Origin of the sequence: Methanolobus chelungpuianus, assembly GCF_024500045.1 — an archaeon.
GTDB classification, from domain to species: domain Archaea; phylum Halobacteriota; class Methanosarcinia; order Methanosarcinales; family Methanosarcinaceae; genus Methanolobus; species Methanolobus chelungpuianus.
This window is the reverse complement of the sequence record NZ_JTEO01000002.1, coordinates 221978-236018: the sequence shown is the minus strand read 5'-3', so window position 1 is coordinate 236018 and position 14041 is coordinate 221978. Positions and strand designations below refer to the sequence as shown.

The window sequence follows — 14041 nt, the reverse complement described above, 5'->3', positions numbered from 1 at the left end:
AGACAAGTTTTTATTTATAATGGGAGATATTATATATAAGTGGTTCAAAACGACATCACTGAGGGGAAAAATGGACAATATCAGATCAGTTGTAAAAGCGGCAATCAGACTTGCTGAGGATTTGGGATCCACCGCCATTATAATTTCAGGTGATGTCGACCAGAACGATGTCAGAACGGAAGTACCTGTCTTCTTTACATCCCGCCGCCCAAAGAGCATCATAGATCACCTGGTCGCAACCAGTAAGGGCAGGGAAGAGAAGCTCAAAGAGATCACTGACAGGATAGCACAGCAGGCTACCGGCAGGATAGACCAGATAGAGAATATATCTGCTGTCGAGCATATGCTTGGCGAACTGAAGGAGGGTCTTGTTGTGGGGATTATAGAAACTGCAGATTCCAGCGCCATTGTCGTTCATGACCTGGGAGAGAACCCGTTGGTGAAAGCTTTGAAGACCTGTGAGGAGAGAGTTCAGCCTGATGTGATGCAGGCAGTGCTGAAGATCGCCTTTGATATAGCCAACATGGGCAGAGAGGGAAAGCAGGTGGGCACGGCGTTCATCCTGGGAGACGTAGAGGAAGTCATGATCCGTTCACACCAGATAATCCTCAACCCTTATGCAGGTCACAGGGACGAGGACAGAGATGTCCTTAACCGCAACAACTGGGAATCCGTAAAGGAGTTTGCACAGCTTGACGGCGTGTTCGTGATATCCGAGGACGGGAAGATGGAGGCCGCAGGAAGGTACCTGGATGTGGATGCCAGAGACATCAGGCTGGACAAGGGCCTTGGAGGGAGGCACGTCTCGGCAGCCGCCATAAGCAGGGACACCGTCTCCATAGCTATCACGGTCTCGGAATCCGGCGGAGTCATTCACGTCTACATGGACGGAAAGGAGCTCATGGCCATAGAGTCAACGGAAAGGGCAAAGTGCTTCCAATAACAGTATAGTATTTTAAAAGAAAAAAATTGCCGGCTGAATGCCGGACTTTTACAATGCTCTTTGCTTTTAGTACCAGATCTTGATCTTGCCGACTTCGTCCATGACCAGTGCAGTTGCAAGGTAGAGTGCTGCAAGACCGACGAGGAGGGTTATTGCTCCTGCAACGACCAGTGGCAGTACTCCGAAGAACACAGCTGCAAGGCTGAAGAAAGTCAGGTCAAGCAGTATGAATACAAGGATGATCCCTTTTACACCGATCTTAAGTGTGACTATTGTCAGTAAGGTTGCAATAATGCCCCATATGAGGGTGAAGAATCCCATAGAGGTTGCACTTGCAGCTTCCAACGGAGCACCCCAGAGACCTGCAGGAGCAAGGTTGATGTATGAGAAACCGAGCCACCAGAGACCGAAGATTGTGAACGCTGTGCCACCAAAGGTGTCTCCTTTCTTCCATAGCTGCCAGCCTGCGATCAGTTCGGAGAATCCTCCGAGGAATATTGCCATTGCAATTACTACCAGTGCGTCACTGAACATGCCCATGTTCAGAAGACCTGCAAATGTTGCTGCGAAACCCAGTCCGTAGAAACCTGTTGCTGCCGGGCTTGCAGTCCTGTCTTTTATAATTACTTCTCCATCCATAGTTAATCACTTCCCTAACATATTTTTCAATAATTACTATCAATTACTGATAATTCAGATATAACTGACATCAAAGGTCTGTAAAACAAACAACCTGCAAATGCTGTAATTTTATTATGCTTATTAGTATCACTAAGTGTCTATCACCAATTCTACCATTTACACCTCCTGATAAGGACTTTGGCAGAGTAGTATATATCCTTTTTGTTCGTTACCTGAACATGAAGCGGACTTAATAAGCCCTTTTGCGTATTTGAGTCACCATAGGGATTCAATACGACCTTAAGATGAAATAGCCGCTCTGATTTAAAAAAAAGCTCAATATAACTCTTTATTATAAAAAGATAATATAGAGAGATAAATATAAATCGATAAATTCTTCTGTCTGCGCCATTTGTGAATGATTCATGCACAACCTACCCGAAAAGTTTATTAAGCACTGTTAAATAAATACATAAGTCTCGGTGACGATGCAGAGGGACCAGACAGAGTATGGAAGTCCCGTCAGGCAGTGAGTATGTCCACTGGCTATGAACACCGGATCATATCCTGAACCGCAGGAGCGCAGCAATGCCCCCGAGTGCGAGAAGCTTGTGACCCGGCTCGAAAATCGTACTGAATATCACTATCCTTCCCTGGGAATGCTCCACCGACTGCAGGAAAGAATCGATATCCCCTTTTTCCCTTTCCTCACGCAGGAACTCGTCAGCCACCAGCAGCGTCTCTATTGAACCGTAATCCTGGGCAGCCCTGACCTCTTCTATCCCATAGGCAGCCTTTCCCTGTACAGCGATCTCCCTGAGCAGTTCATCCATAAGGGTGGACTCCCTGGCTATCCGGGATTCCTCGGTTATCCTGTCCACAGCACCTCTTCGGAGAACCTCCTGGAAACCGGACATCCCGATGGACGAGGTATCCTCGACCAGTGCCCTTGAAGCAAGTTCAGGCTGCTTGGACTGCAGATACTTGATGAAATCCTCTTTCGTGAATCCGGGGCCCGAAACGACTATAGCCTCGGAACCAGGAGCTGCAGTCACGAGCTTCTCCACTATCTCGTGGAAGAATACATCCCTGAGGGAACCCTCCCCCTTACCTGAGGACTGGCAGATGTGGGAGTACATCTCTATACCGTAATGGCGCACAAGACCGATATCCGCATCACCCTCCTCCACAGCGACCAGCACAACCTTGGGACGCTTTGAGGCTGCCTCCGCCTCATCTATGCGCTCAAGCTGATCCTTTTTCCATGTCTTGATAATGGACAGGTTCGTGCCTTCCTCAACATTGAACGTATGGTGCTGCCCCGCATCCATGCCCTGCTCAATGACCCCGTGTATCCTCAGCCTGTTGGAAAACCTGTGGAACTCCAGGCCCTCAACCCTCAGGCCAAGCCGCACATTCACCTTCTCTGCCTTCTCCGGCCTCAGCTTATCACTTGCGGTGTCAGCCTTCCTTTTCGTCAGGGCAAATACCAGGTCACCGTTCTCTATTATGTACTTCAGATGCCACAGGTCATCAAGAGTTTCAGCTGTTACGGATATTTCGCCTTCACGGCCCCTCATACTTCTGTTTGTGACACGCATCGCAGCACCTGCTGATCATATTATAGCAATTTGGTATCAAGTATCCTGGCATTCAGAACTAATCATAGAGTAATGGGCAAGGGAGATATTAAAGACATTATGCTTTAATATCGGACTCACCCGGGGGAAGCATCATGGCAATCCTGTCAGGCGAAGCTATCTGCTTGACGAAGTTGACTTCCTTGAGCCGATCAACATACACCTTGTAGATCTTTTTCGCTATATCGTTCTGGTTGAACTTCCCGGGAGTCAGTTCTATGACGTGCTGCCCGTGCTGCCTTACTGCTGACACCGGACCTCCTATGACGCGTGTCTCCGCCCCAAGCTCCAGGGCAACAGCCGCTCCCACGGGGACATCACGGAAGTAGTTACGCTCACCGCGGATGATGAAAGCACCCTTTTTCACATACTCGCCTGATTCGGGAGTCTTTGAGACCTGCCCGGGCAGGACCCAGTAGCAATCCCCGCTGAACTGGCCGGACTTCCAGATGCTGGAATAGGATACTACGAACTGTGCGGCCTCCGTCAGGGTCTGTTCGGTCACAGGCTTGCCCTGAGCTTTTATTACGGTCATGGGTGCGCCAGGGTCCTGGGTGTGGAAGACTATATCGCTCTTGTCCATGTACTTCTTTACGAGCTCCTCGTTCGTTTCCGCATCCCTTCCGCCCACTACAAGGAAACCCTCGGATGAATAGAACCATCTGAAGCGGTCGTACCAGTGCTTTTTCATGTGGGCCTTGCGCCTGCCGTCGGAAACTGCCTTCTTTTCCCTCTTCTGCATGGCCGCCCTGGTATCTTCAATAGCCTTCAATGCACCTTCCTTCTTCCTGGCCAGCTTTTTGGCCTTCTCATAGTATGACTGGGCATTCTGCGGGATCGTCAGCTTCAGGTCAATGGTGGCCTTCGTGCCATCAAGGTCAAGCACCATCTTACCCGTGGCCGGGTCGATGCTCGATATGGCCTTTGCCGCGGGGACCGTGTCCTTTGCCTTCTTGAGAATGGACCTTATCTCGTCCCACGAGTAACCCTTCTGCCGGGCGCTCTCGAGGACACCGGTGACAGTTTCTATAGCCTGGTAATGGGCATAGATCTTCTCGGCCACTTCCACCTGTCTTTCAGCGTCCCTGCCGAAGTTCTCTATGGCTTCCTCCTGCTTTTTCAGGCGCCTTTCAAAAACATCCACCTTTTCCTTCTTTACAGCCTCAACTACCTGGGTGACCCCCTCAGCAGACCTTTTGCCGAAAAATGCATCAAGGGCTTTGTTAAAGGAGGGGAAGGCTTCTTTCTCAAGACCTGCATGTGATCTGAGTTCAAACGGGGCTACATCGACCGGCCTGGTCTCACCCTTTATTTCCTTTTTAACGATATACGGGCTGAGCTCTCCCTTTGTGAGCGGGGAGAACAGTTCCCGCATCGAGCCTGCAATGCGTACAACACCTTCAATGCCCATGTCCCTCGCAGGAGTGTTCTTATCGATCCCGGCCCTGAGGCATACCTCTTCTGCCAGGGTGCCTCCCAGGTTGAACCTGGTGGCTATGGTGCGCACCACATCCGAATCCGAGGACGAGAACACGGCCTCCAGGTCCTTCTCGCCTGCATCCACAGGGCTAAGCTGGGCCTCAGGATACTGGTAGACCTCTCCACTCCTTATCCTTCTGCCCCTGAAAGTCACTGGCCTCATGGGAAGGATGATCTTGCGTTCCGAGTCCAGCAGGACTATATTGCCAGGGGAGAAGAGCTCTGCAACGAGTATTGTCTCAACGCCGCCGCGGACCATGCCGATCTCAATGATCCTGTCAAAATCGTACTGTTTCACATAGGTGATGCGGCCTGCCATCACATGTTTTCTCAAAAGCATGGGAAAAGACTGCGGTATCTTGGGGCTCTCAAGTATGTGCTCGCTCATGTGGGCACGTTTGCCTGCCTCAATGACAAGATTGTCCTTGCCCTTGTTATAAACAAAGAGGTTGATACGCAGCTCATCGGGCGCAGGCTGGTATATCTTGCCTATCTTTGAATCGATGATAGAGTTCTCTCCCGAACTCAGTTCAAACACCAGAGCAGCAACATCTGCACTTGTCATTTCCTGCTTCATGCGGGAACTATAATGCGAATGAAGACTATAAGTTTTATGACGGATTAAGTCAATTAGGACTACTGCAAAATTTCATACTTCCGGAGAAAACTGTACATATGGATGATAAAACACGGGCTTTCATTGTATCGAAATTCCAGGAATATTACTCACAGGCGCAACTCACACTGCCGCCGGAGTTCACTTCAAGGGAATGGGGATTCATCGAGTTCGGAAGTGCAGACGACGTTTTCATGAAAAGGCACAGGGACTTCGGGTCAGAGGGGGAACTGTATGACTACCTCAGGGGAATGGCGCCTGCCCATGCATACTACTCCGTGGCCTACTATGAGTATCCGGGAGCCCCGAAGATGAAGGAGAAGAACTGGCTTAAGGCAGACCTGATATTCGATATAGACTCGGACCATCTCCCAGGCAAGATAAATTCCTACGGCGACATGCTGGAGAAAGGAAAAAAAGAAACCCTCAAGCTGCTGGATTTCCTCATCAATGATTTCGGATTCGATGAGAGCGCCGTACATGCAGTATTCTCAGGAGGGAGAGGATATCATTTTCATATCAGCGATCCTTCGGTGCTGTCCCTTGAAAGCCCTGAAAGGCGTGAGATCGTTGATTATATTAGTGGAAAAATTAGCCCCGAAATGCACTATAGTAAAGAATGGATGGTTGGAGAACATGGAAGTGGTACAGAAACATTCAGAGGTAAAACAGCTGTACCTTATAAATACATTTTAAGAAATAATGGAGCAGGGTGGGGGAAAAGGATTGCAAATTATATTGTCCAATACCTGATATCTGAATCTACGAAACCTGACAAGGACATGTTTCGAGAACTGAGGGATTTAAAGGGATTTGGGAAAAGCACATCCAAAAGATTTCAAGAACTAAAGAGAATATCTAAAAGCTCAGCAGCTTTACAAGACATCATTAAATATGGGAGATTGGATTTTGGACCCGTTGACGATTTTCAAGATGTAATTCATCAATTAATAAGCCAAGCTGTAGATCAATCAAAAGTAAATTTTGGGAATACTCAGGTTGACGAGCCGGTCACCGCAGACATAAAGCGCCTCATACGCCTTCCCGGGTCCCTTCACGGCAAGTCAGGGATGAAAGTGACTGCCCTAAAGATGGACGAGCTTGAAGGTTTCGAGCCCCTGAACGATGCTGTGGTGTTCGGGGACAAATCGGTAAAGATAAAAGCAATCAAGCCTTTTGCTGTGCAGATGAAAGGAAAGGATCTCATGGTAGAGGAAGGCGTGCAGGAAGTGCCGGAATATGCGGCTGTGTACCTGATATGCAGAGGTGTGGCTGAATATGGATCGCACTGAGCTTACCGATACCCTGAGAGAGGAAAGAAGCTCTTCCCTTAAGTCCATGAATACAGACTTCTATCAAAAGGTGGAAGAATACATCAAGGAACTGGAGGAAGAGATATCACGGCTGAAGAACCCGCGTTCAGTGGAAGCTAAGATACTGGAAGACGAGCTCCAGAACGCTATCACCTCCGTGGAACTTATTTTCATGCGCCGCATAAAAAAGATAATTGGCAGCGCCACAACCAATGCTTTTTCCAGCAAGTCCACCATACAGGATATAGGGAAATTGCTTCCGCAGGAGAAGGAAGTATATGAGGCTGTGCTCTCAGCAATCAACACAGCGCGCAGGCAGATGCTTGAGCCTGTTATCAATCCTCACATATCCCCGGCAGAGGAGAAGGGAAAAGGACATATCCCATCAGGGAGTACACTATCCGGGGAGAGCAGGGCAGCACATGTTCCTGAAGCTTCAGATGCAGCAGCGGAAGCCTTTACTGGGAAAGCCGGTACCACTGCGGACACTGCTCCCGAGGTTCAGGAAAAGGACGAAAGAGAACAGATAGCCAAAAGTAATATAAATAAGGAATTCGTTGTTGTGCGAATACTGGAAAACGTGCCTACTTTCAAGGCTATGGACAATCGCAATTATACATTGTGTGCGGAAGACGTTGTTGTTCTGCCGGCCCTTAATGCTAAGGTGCTTGTTAAACGCAACGTGGCACAGATGATCACAGATAATTGACTCAGACTTATTCAAGGTGTAGATAATGAAGATCCCGAAGAGATTCAAAACATATTGCCCTTCATGCAAGAAACACACTGAGATAGTTGTGGAAAGAGTGAAGAAGGGAAAAGCATCGTCTTTGACACACATTGCAAGACAGAAGAAGAGACAGACCGGAATAGGCAACACCGGTAAATTCTCAAAGGTCCCCGGAGGAGACAAACCCACCAAGAGGATCTGGCTCAAGTACAAGTGCACTGAGTGCAACAAAGCACACCAGAGGCCAGCTTTCAGAGCAAAGAAATTCGAATTCGCGGAGTGATTTAAATGATGAACAAGCCCAAGAGCAGATTCCTGCGTGTGAAATGCAACGACTGCGAGAACGAGCAGGTCATCTTCGGCAGTGCAAGCCGCAAGGTAACATGCCTCGTTTGCGGCAGGACACTTGCAGAGCCCACCGGCGGCAAATCCACGATAACAACGCATATCCTTGAAGTCCTTGAATAAAGGGGTCCATAATGGAAAAGAACAATTGGCCAGAGATCGGAGAATTCGTTGTATGTACCGTTAAGGATGTCACTGACTTCGGCGCATACACGACACTGGAAGAGTATGACGGGAAGGAAGGTTTCATCCATATCTCCGAGATCAAGGCCGGATGGGTCAAGTACGTCAGGGACCACGTGAGAGAAGGACAGAAGATAGTCTGTAAAGTACTCAATGTGGACCCCTCCCGCCGTCACATTGACCTTTCCCTCAAGGATGTCAATGAGCACCAGAAGCGTGCAAAGATCCAGGAATGGAAGAGCGAGCAGAAAGCTACCAAATGGCTCCAGTTCGTGGCAGAGGAGACAGGCACCAATGAGGAAGAGATGCAGAAGGTTGCCCAGAAGCTGGCAGAGCATTTCGGCAGCCTGTACTCGGCCTTTGAAGAAGCCGCAATGATCGGCGCCAACGCTTTCAATGACGTCAAGCTGAAGAAGAAACTGACAGCCAGCATAGTCCAGATTGCGCAGAACAATATCAAGCTGCCTTATGTGGATATCGCAGGCTATGTCGACCTGACCTGCATCCTGCCCGAAGGGATAGAGGTCATAAAATCAGCCCTGATAGCAGCCAATGATATCCAGGAAGAGAATGTAAGGGTGGACATCACTTACACAGGTGCGCCCAGGTACCGCATAAAAGTGATCGCACCGGACTACAAGAAAGCGGAATCAGTGCTTAAGAAAGCTGCCACCACAGCTGTCACTACTATCGAGCAGCTTGGCGGGAAGGGAGAGTTCCACCGGCACAACGATACAGTAAAGGCGTGATGTTCTTTTGGGACTGAAGATCCACAGATGCCGGAACTGCAGCAGGTACACCTTCGAGGAGAAGTGCCCTTCATGCGGATCAGTTGCCGTGGACCCCAGTCCTGCCAGATACTCCCCTAAGGACCCGTATGGTAAATATCGCCGCTTGGCAAGGAAGGAGGAACTATGCAGGAAATAAAAGTAATTCGGCTTAAGGATGAACTTCAGCTACGAGAACCGGTATTCCTTGTGGGCCTTCCCGGCGTGGGACATGTAGGAAAACTTGTTGCAGAACACCTTATCGAAGAGCTTGATGCAGAGAAGATCATCGAGATATACTCACATCACTTTCCTCCACAGGTACTCGTTGACGAGAACAGCGAGATCCATATGGTCAACAACGAGATGTATATCTGCAGTACTGACGAATGCGATATTCTCATCCTTGTAGGGGACCACCAGAGCAGTACTGCTGAAGGGCACTACCAGCTATGCGACCTCTATCTTGACATCGCAGAAGAGTTCGGGATCAAAAAGATATATACGCTTGGAGGATTCCCTACAGGGCAGCTCACACATTCCGATGAGGTCCTGGGAGCCGTCAATAACCCGGAGCTTAAGGAAGAGCTCGTTAATGCAGGAGTCGTTTTCAGGGAGAACGAGCCCGGAGGAGGGATCGTAGGCGCTTCAGGTCTTATACTGGGACTGAGCAGGTTCAGGAAAATGGATGCTGCATGCCTTATGGGACTTACTTCCGGATACCTTGTGGACCCCAAGAGCGCGCAATCACTGCTGAAGGTCATATCCAGGCTGTTCTCTATCGAGATTGATGAAGGTCCCCTCGAAGAGCGTGCAAAGGAGATGGAGAAGATCGTTGCCCGTCTCAAAGAGGTCGAACAGCAGCAACAGCAGATGGCTATGCCTGAAGCGAATATCAAGGACGAGGACCTGCGATACATCGGCTGAAGGTGTCTGATGATAATCAACGCAGACCTCCACCTGCACTCAAAATATTCAATGGCCTGTTCGGGCAGAATGGACCTTCCCACCATCGCACAGGAAGCTGCAAAAAAAGGCATAGACCTGGTCGCAACAGGAGACTGTATACATCCCCTGTGGATGAAAGAGATCAGGAAAGCCTCCCTTGACGACGAGAACATATCCATAGGAAGGACTTCTTTTACACTTACCACTGAAATAGAGGATGCAAACCGAGTGCATCATCTTCTGATACTGCCGTCCCTGTCAAAGGCAGAAGAGCTCGCAGAAACAATATCCCGATATGGCAACCTGGAATCCGACGGACGCCCTACCGTGCGCCTTGACGGAGTGCAGATTGCCGAGATAGCAAGGGATGTTAGCGCCCTGATAGGCCCGTGTCATGCTTTTACTCCCTGGACTGCAATGTATGCATACCATGATTCCCTTAAGAGCTGCTATGGAGACATGACGGACTATGTTTCCTTCCTCGAGCTGGGCCTGAGTGCGGATAGCGATTATGCTGACCGCATAAGCGAACTGCACAGACTTACCTTCCTTTCCAACTCCGATGCACACTCCCCGGTTTCCAATAAGCTTGCAAGGGAATTCAACAGGATGGAAGTGCCCGATATGTCCTTTGAAGGGCTAAGGAAAGCAATCCTCAGGGAGAACAGTTATCGTGTGATCCTGAATGTCGGATTCTATCCTCAGGAAGGAAAGTACAATGAATCTGCCTGCATCAAATGCTTCACCCATTACTCACTGGAAGAGAGCGTATCAAAAAAATGGAAATGCAGTGTTTGCGGCGGCCGGATAAAGAAAGGCGTATATGACAGGGTCAACGAGCTTGCAGACCTGCCGGAGCCCATCCATCCTGAACACAGGCCCCCCTACGTACACCTGATGCCCCTGTCAGAGATCATCATGATGGCCCTGGGGCATGCAAGCATCAATACGAAGGGAGTACAGGACGCCTGGAATGCGCTCCTTGACAGGTTCACGGATGAACTGCAGGTGCTCCTGCATGTACCTGCCGAAAGCATGGACTTCGTGGACAGGAGGATAGTTGACGCGATCCTTGCATTCAGGGAAGAGAGAGTGATCCTCCACCCCGGAGGGGGCGGGCAGTATGGCCGCATAGAACTTCCCTCTGGTACGGATACGGGCAGAGCGGGGAAAGGTGAGAAGGGCAGGGACAATAAAAAAGGCCAGAGCTCACTGTTTGACTTTTGATCCGGGCATAATCTCGATACCTATATAATACATAAAAACCTTGGAACACTGCGTGCCGAGGTGGCAGAGCGGACTAATCCGAAGGCTTGACCGCCCAGGAGTCCAAACGCGACCGGCTCGAGACCGGTTTCTCCGGGAGGAGTGCTTGGGTTCAAATCCCAACCTCGGCGTTAAAATAACAGTTAAAAGCTATAACACTTTCACTCTGCACGGGTAATCAATAAATAAAAACCTTGAAGAGTGATATTATGGCGTCTATTTACAATCACGAAAAAAGTTTAAGTTTACTTGAACAAAGGATTGAAGCTGCTAGTTACAGTCGTGAGAATAAAGATTTAATGTACAGATTTCGGGATGTTCTTTATGCGGAGGGTCTCAAAACTGTTCGAGTGCTTAAATATATTTCAACACTTCATATTTTAGTTCGTGATTATAATCTTGATTTAAAAAACGCTACTATTGACGATCTCTATCGTGTGGTTGGAAAAATTGAACGTAAAGATATTAAGCAGTGGACTAAACACGATTATAAGCTAACTCTTAAGCGTTTCTTTCGTTGGCAGAATGGAGGGGATGATCCGGAATGCACAAAATGGATTCGTGTAAAGGGCCAAATTAACAGGAAGATTCCTGAGGAACTTTTAACGGAGTCTGATATTAAAAAGATGATTCTTGCAGCTAATCATTTAAGGGATAAGGCCTTTATTGCTGTTCTTTATGACAGTGGTGCTCGTATAAGTGAAATTGGAAATTTGAAATTAAAGCATATTGTATATGATCAATACGGAGCTGTTTTAACTATTGATGGTAAAACAGGAATGAGAAGAGTAAGGCTTGTTTTTTCTGTCCCTTATCTTGCTTCCTGGATTGATATGCACCCTAATAAAATGAATTCGGATTCGTTTTTATGGCTTAATATTGGCCAGCGAAACCAAGGAGGACATATGCAGCATCCGGCTTTTAGTTCTCTTGTCAAAAGAATTGCTAAAAAGGCCGGAGTTGATAAAAGAGTTTATAGTCATCTTTTTAGGCATTCCCGAAGTACTGAATTAGCCCAACACCTTACCCAGGCACAAATGGAGGACCATTTAGGATGGGTTCATGGTTCAGATATGCCTCGAACTTATATTCACTTATCAGGTCGTCAAATTGATGACGCTATTTTAAGAATTCATGGAATAGTTAAAAAAGAAGATTTAAGGCCTGAATTAACTGCAGTTACGTGTTTACGGTGTGAACATGTAAATGGTTCTACATCTAAATTTTGTGCTAAGTGTGGAATGGTTCTTAATATAGAAACTGCAGTGAATCTTGATGAAAAAAGGGCTGAAATTTCCATTGCCTTAATGGAGCTTGCAGCTAGGGATCCAGAAGTTGCAAAAATATTAGCTGAAGTTGTGTTATGAAATTTGGTCTAAATGTACTCAAAATAAGGGCTAAATTTCCACTGGAACCACTATTTTATGTGGTACTGTTATTTTTCATTACTTTTTTTCATCGTTAAAGCTCTTGTTATCGTTTGCTTATTTAGATACTACTTTTATAATAATATGTTAAATCTTATCTAGTTAGCAATAATGCCGCTACGCGGCGTTTTGGCTTTTTTCTCCTGTTCCCTTAGGTACACGATTAAGGCGTGTGTGCCAACCTTGGCACGCACATTGATTTTAAGGTTCTTTTTTCGGGGGTTTATTTATAAAAAAGCTTCACATGAAATAGAGGTTAGAAAAATAAAACTTATATTTCCTTTCTTTTCCGTATAAGGTCAGTCGGTCGGTCGCGGGCTTCGCACAGTCTGTTTGAGGACTTACGCTTAATGCCTGGCGTCCCAGTGGGCGCAGGCTTTAAGCAGTAAGTCCGAGTGTGCGAAAATAGCCCGTGACTGACTGACCCAACCGGAAATAATCTCCATACTAAAACAACTACCCTTTCTTTTCCGGCATGGGAAGGAGAGAAGGGAAGCGGGCTTCTTTACGGTCCCTTTCCTGTACTAAAATTCTACGATTTACTCAAGCACTCCATTTTTCCAGAAAAAATATTCCTTCGGATTTCTCTCAAAGGCCTCTATCGCAGAAGGGTATAACTGATTATACTTAATCTCTTCAATAGGTACACAAAACATCCTCTCCGGTTTTCCCGGCTCCCCTCCAAAACCGATAACAATAAAAAGTGGTATTCCTGTCTTTTCCCTATAATCTCTGTATCTTTCCATCTGTTCATATTTGCACCATGCTATTTTTCCCTGGTACAGTCCTGATCTAAACTTACACTCAATAGAAAATTCCTCATCAGTAGGTACGTATCTTATCCTTAAGTCAGGATCAGAATCAGACTCAACATATCTATTATGTTTTCTGTTAATGTCAGTTGTCCAGGCCACTATAGAAAAATACTTCCTGCTGAACTTCTTAACTACAAAGCTCTCAAACTCGTTTCCTTTCTCTATCTTCTCTTCCATGATGTTGTTTTCGGAAGGCTCCTTTTCTTTCATGGAAGGCTTTCTATCTACTTTCTCTTCTTCATCATCCAGAAATGCATTAATAGCCTTAGAAAATCTGTCCTTGATACTCATAAACCTAAGAAGGTTTGTACATATTTATAAAAGGAATGTATCTTAGTGCCAGGTGGGGGCGCTTGCGCGTAGGTGAGGGAGAGACCTGCAGCGGGTCAGCGAGGGCACATTTCCCTTAGAGGCTCTTTCGGATCGTTCACTTAAATCAGTCTTTCCAGATAGAACTTTTCAGGTATAAAAAAGGGGTTGCTGTGGAAACATGCCTAACTAACTTGTAATCTCCTATTTACAGGGAGATAGCTCCCCACAGCTTAATAATAAACCACTTTATTGTGGATGCTAAGTCTAGTCAATAAGTTCTATAATCTCTAATTATTTATAACTTTCGTGATTCATTTTAGTCTTTTTAGTTTCGTTGTAAATTAAACAAAATTGTTTTTTCAAAATAAAGAAATATGCTCTTTGTTTATGATGGATTAAACTTGAAATGGCCGTCATTTTTTACGGATCATCTTTTTTTCTCGTTTGGTTTATAAGTCGCTTTTTTTTAACGTTCCGGCGCGCATGTGCGCTCATGTCCTCCCGGGATTGGGCGCACATGCGCCAGTTAATGAGACTTTTAAAGAGATTTCCTCAAATTTAATTATCATAAGCTTTATTTGCTTAATAAAAAGTTATTTAAACATATGAATTCAATGAATAAGCTAAGTGAAAGTG

General features: G+C 46.8%; 14 protein-coding genes and 1 tRNA gene. 11 read left to right on the top strand and 4 right to left on the bottom strand.

From position 1 onward, the window contains the following. The first annotated feature begins 70 nt into the window (after positions 1-70). The gene (locus PV02_RS02060; protein ID WP_256621718.1) at positions 71-943 is read left to right on the top strand and encodes a DNA integrity scanning protein DisA nucleotide-binding domain protein; all 873 of its coding nucleotides are present in this window, start codon (positions 71-73) and stop codon (positions 941-943) included. 66 nt (positions 944-1009) lie between these two features. Here the strand turns inward: PV02_RS02060 and PV02_RS02055 are convergent, their stop codons facing one another. The 3 genes from PV02_RS02055 to rqcH all read right to left on the bottom strand — a co-directional run bounded on the left by PV02_RS02055 (position 1010) and on the right by rqcH (position 5260). Then, on the bottom strand, positions 1010-1582 hold the full coding sequence (locus tag PV02_RS02055; RefSeq protein ID WP_256621717.1) for an acetate uptake transporter: 573 nt from the start codon (positions 1580-1582) through the stop codon (positions 1010-1012). A gap of 542 nt (positions 1583-2124) precedes the next feature. After that, entirely contained in the window at positions 2125-3165 is a 1041-nt protein-coding gene (locus tag PV02_RS02050; RefSeq protein ID WP_256621716.1) for an mRNA surveillance protein pelota, read from the bottom strand. Positions 3166-3262: 97 nt separating this feature from the next. Next, entirely contained in the window at positions 3263-5260 is a 1998-nt protein-coding gene (gene rqcH / locus PV02_RS02045) for a ribosome rescue protein RqcH (RefSeq protein ID WP_256621715.1), read from the bottom strand. Positions 5261-5358: 98 nt separating this feature from the next. Between rqcH and priS the strand changes: the two genes are divergently transcribed. From priS to PV02_RS01995, 10 genes are all read left to right on the top strand, one after another. Next, positions 5359-6591 carry a DNA primase catalytic subunit PriS gene (gene priS, locus PV02_RS02040; RefSeq protein WP_256621714.1) on the top strand — a complete coding sequence of 411 codons (1233 nt, stop codon included), beginning with the start codon at positions 5359-5361 and terminating at the stop codon, positions 6589-6591. Beyond that, on the top strand, positions 6578-7321 hold the full coding sequence (locus PV02_RS02035; RefSeq protein WP_256621713.1) for a hypothetical protein: 744 nt from the start codon (positions 6578-6580) through the stop codon (positions 7319-7321). The genes priS and PV02_RS02035 overlap by 14 nt, the downstream gene beginning before the upstream one ends. A gap of 25 nt (positions 7322-7346) precedes the next feature. Further along, positions 7347-7625 carry a 50S ribosomal protein L44e gene (locus PV02_RS02030; protein WP_256621712.1) on the top strand — a complete coding sequence of 93 codons (279 nt, stop codon included), beginning with the start codon at positions 7347-7349 and terminating at the stop codon, positions 7623-7625. Positions 7626-7633: 8 nt separating this feature from the next. Beyond that, entirely contained in the window at positions 7634-7810 is a 177-nt protein-coding gene (locus PV02_RS02025; protein WP_015053158.1) for a 30S ribosomal protein S27e, read from the top strand. Between the two features lie 11 nt (positions 7811-7821). Continuing rightward, positions 7822-8619: a translation initiation factor IF-2 subunit alpha gene (locus PV02_RS02020; RefSeq protein WP_256621711.1), complete on the top strand. Its 798-nt coding sequence runs from the start codon at positions 7822-7824 to the stop codon at positions 8617-8619. A gap of 7 nt (positions 8620-8626) precedes the next feature. Continuing rightward, the gene (locus PV02_RS02015) at positions 8627-8797 is read left to right on the top strand and encodes an RNA-protein complex protein Nop10 (protein WP_256621710.1); all 171 of its coding nucleotides are present in this window, start codon (positions 8627-8629) and stop codon (positions 8795-8797) included. After that, entirely contained in the window at positions 8785-9564 is a 780-nt protein-coding gene (locus PV02_RS02010; RefSeq protein WP_256621709.1) for a proteasome assembly chaperone family protein, read from the top strand. The genes PV02_RS02015 and PV02_RS02010 overlap by 13 nt, the downstream gene beginning before the upstream one ends. 9 nt (positions 9565-9573) lie before the next feature. Beyond that, entirely contained in the window at positions 9574-10812 is a 1239-nt protein-coding gene (locus PV02_RS02005; protein WP_256621708.1) for a TIGR00375 family protein, read from the top strand. 54 nt (positions 10813-10866) lie between these two features. After that, positions 10867-10982 (top strand) — tRNA-Ser (locus PV02_RS02000). Positions 10983-11060: 78 nt separating this feature from the next. Further along, a complete protein-coding gene (locus tag PV02_RS01995) occupies positions 11061-12218 on the top strand; it encodes a tyrosine-type recombinase/integrase (RefSeq protein WP_256621707.1) in 1158 nt (385 codons plus the stop codon). Positions 12219-12817: 599 nt separating this feature from the next. Here the strand turns inward: PV02_RS01995 and PV02_RS01990 are convergent. Continuing rightward, positions 12818-13384 (bottom strand): hypothetical protein, encoded by a 567-nt coding sequence (locus tag PV02_RS01990; RefSeq protein WP_256621706.1) that lies wholly within the window; start codon positions 13382-13384, stop codon positions 12818-12820. Positions 13385-14041: the final 657 nt, after the last annotated feature.

Bases quoted from the DNA above. Each gene is read 5' to 3' on its own strand.
- PV02_RS02060 (WP_256621718.1), top strand. From the start codon at position 71: ATGGACAATATCAGATCAGTTGTAAAAGCGGCAATCAGACTTGCTGAG.
- PV02_RS02055 (WP_256621717.1), bottom strand. From the start codon at position 1,582: ATGGATGGAGAAGTAATTATAAAAGACAGGACTGCAAGCCCGGCAGCA.
- PV02_RS02050 (WP_256621716.1), bottom strand. From the start codon at position 3,165: ATGCGTGTCACAAACAGAAGTATGAGGGGCCGTGAAGGCGAAATATCC.
- rqcH (WP_256621715.1), bottom strand. From the start codon at position 5,260: ATGAAGCAGGAAATGACAAGTGCAGATGTTGCTGCTCTGGTGTTTGAA.
- priS (WP_256621714.1), top strand. From the start codon at position 5,359: ATGGATGATAAAACACGGGCTTTCATTGTATCGAAATTCCAGGAATAT.
- PV02_RS02035 (WP_256621713.1), top strand. From the start codon at position 6,578: ATGGATCGCACTGAGCTTACCGATACCCTGAGAGAGGAAAGAAGCTCT.
- PV02_RS02030 (WP_256621712.1), top strand. From the start codon at position 7,347: ATGAAGATCCCGAAGAGATTCAAAACATATTGCCCTTCATGCAAGAAA.
- PV02_RS02025 (WP_015053158.1), top strand. From the start codon at position 7,634: ATGAACAAGCCCAAGAGCAGATTCCTGCGTGTGAAATGCAACGACTGC.
- PV02_RS02020 (WP_256621711.1), top strand. From the start codon at position 7,822: ATGGAAAAGAACAATTGGCCAGAGATCGGAGAATTCGTTGTATGTACC.
- PV02_RS02010 (WP_256621709.1), top strand. From the start codon at position 8,785: ATGCAGGAAATAAAAGTAATTCGGCTTAAGGATGAACTTCAGCTACGA.
- PV02_RS02005 (WP_256621708.1), top strand. From the start codon at position 9,574: ATGATAATCAACGCAGACCTCCACCTGCACTCAAAATATTCAATGGCC.
- PV02_RS01995 (WP_256621707.1), top strand. From the start codon at position 11,061: ATGGCGTCTATTTACAATCACGAAAAAAGTTTAAGTTTACTTGAACAA.
- PV02_RS01990 (WP_256621706.1), bottom strand. From the start codon at position 13,384: ATGAGTATCAAGGACAGATTTTCTAAGGCTATTAATGCATTTCTGGAT.